Source organism: Streptomyces sp. WELS2 (assembly GCF_013870595.1).
Lineage (GTDB): Bacteria > Actinomycetota > Actinomycetes > Streptomycetales > Streptomycetaceae > Streptomyces.
In genome coordinates this window covers 1-1,752 of sequence record NZ_JACBWZ010001102.1, presented here as the reverse complement: position 1 = coordinate 1,752, position 1,752 = coordinate 1, and the positions used below count along the sequence as shown (strand labels likewise).

Genomic DNA, 1,752 nt, shown 5'->3' with positions numbered 1-1,752 from the left:
TCGGCGGTCTCGCCCGCCTCGATCAGCCGCAGGTCGCGCAGCATCCGGCCCTCGCCCCACAGGTCCATCGCGGTGTGCGAGGCCGCCAGCACCAGCCGGTGCACCAGCCCTTCGCACTCCACGAGGCCGACCCGGAAAGGCCACTGGCGCGCGTGATCGAAGGAGCGTCCCGCCAGCTCGTCCAGCAGGGCTTCGCCGACCGCCGGGGCCTGAGCGGCGGCGCAGGTGCGGACCGCCACGGGCAGCTCGCCGCACCCGTCCACGACCTGGCGCAGCCCGTCCTCGCCGTCCGGCAGGAGACGGGTGTGCAGGCTGTCGTGCATCCGCAGCAGCTCCGTCAGGTCCGCGAGGACGCGGGAGGCGGGGCGGGGCGGGTCGAGCGGCAGGTCCAGCCGCAAATTGTAGCGGGGGGCGTCGTCACCGAGCCGGGTGACGACGCCCCAGATCGCCCGCTGGCCCCAGGTGGCGGGGCCCGTGCCGGATCTGGCGGAGTCCAGTGTGAGGGTCCGCTCCTCGACCGTGGTCATCGTGTTCCGAACCGTCCTTTCGGGTTGCCTCGTTCGGCGCTGTTGACAAAGGGGGCGTGCCCGGACGGCTACAGGCCCTGCGAGATGACCATGCGCTGGATCTGGTTGGTGCCTTCGACGATCTGCAGCAGCTTGGCCTCGCGCATCCAGCGCTCCACCGGGTGGTCGCGGACATAGCCTGCGCCGCCGAGGACCTGCACCGCGTCGGTGGTCACCTTCATCGCCACGTCGGTGGCGAACAGCTTCGCCTTCGCCGCTTCCAGCGAGTACGGGCGGCCGGCGTCCTTCAGCCGGGCGGCCGCCAGGGTGAGTGCCCGGGCCGCGGCGATCTGGGTGGCCATGTCGGCGAGCAGGAAGCCGATTCCCTGGAAGGCGAGGATCCGCTGCCCGAACTGGCGGCGTTCCTTGGCGTACCGCACGGCGTAGTCGGCGGCGGCCTGGGCGATGCCGACCGCGCAGGCCGCGATGCCGAGCCGGCCGCAGTCCAGTGCGCCCATCGCGATCAGGAAGCCCTTGCCCTCGCGGCCGATCAGCCGCCCGGCCGGCACCCGGACGCCGTCGAAGCCTATCTGGGCGGTCGGGTTGGACCACACGCCGAGTTTCCGTTCCGGCTCGTGTACCACCATGCCGGGCGTACCACCGGGCACCACCAGGCAGGACAGGCCCCGGGCGCCCGGTCCGCCGGTGCGGGTGAACACGGTGTAGAAGTCCGCGTGTCCGGCGTGGGTGACCCACGCCTTGGTCCCGCTGATCCGGTAGCCGTCGTCCTCCCGGACCGCCCGGGTGGTGAGGGCGGCGGCGTCCGACCCGGCCTCCGGCTCGGACAGGCAGTAGGCGCCGAGGAGTTCGCCGCCGAGCATGCCGGGCAGCAGTTCCTCGCGCTGGGCCCGGGTGCCGTAGGCGGCGGTGCCGAAGCAGGCGAGGTTGTGCACGTTGACCGCTTCGGCGACCCCGAACCAGTGGTAGGCGATCTCCTCCAGCGCCTGGAGGTAGACCTCGTACGGCTGTCCGCCGCCGCCGTACTCCTCGGGGTACGGCAGGCTCAGCAGGCCGGCCTTGCCCAGGGTGCGCACGATCTCCCGGGGGAAGGTGTGGGAGTCCTCGAATTCGGCGACGCGGGGAGCGAGTTCGCCGGCAGCGATGTCCCGGACCAGGCCGAGCAGATCGGCCGCCTCCTCGGTGGGAAGGATGCGCTGGACCTTCATCGGAAGTCCTCCGTGCGTGT

1 protein-coding gene and 1 pseudogene are annotated in these 1,752 nt (G+C 72.2%); both read right to left on the bottom strand.

The window, feature by feature from the left end; all coding sequences use genetic code 11:
* Nucleotides 1-527 (bottom strand): annotated as a pseudogene (locus H5J33_RS34060) (non-ribosomal peptide synthetase condensation domain protein); the annotation flags it as partial.
* A gap of 68 nt (nt 528-595) precedes the next feature.
* Entirely contained in the window at nt 596-1,732 is a 1,137-nt protein-coding gene (locus H5J33_RS34055; RefSeq protein ID WP_181798529.1) for an acyl-CoA dehydrogenase family protein, read from the bottom strand.
* Nucleotides 1,733-1,752: the final 20 nt, after the last annotated feature.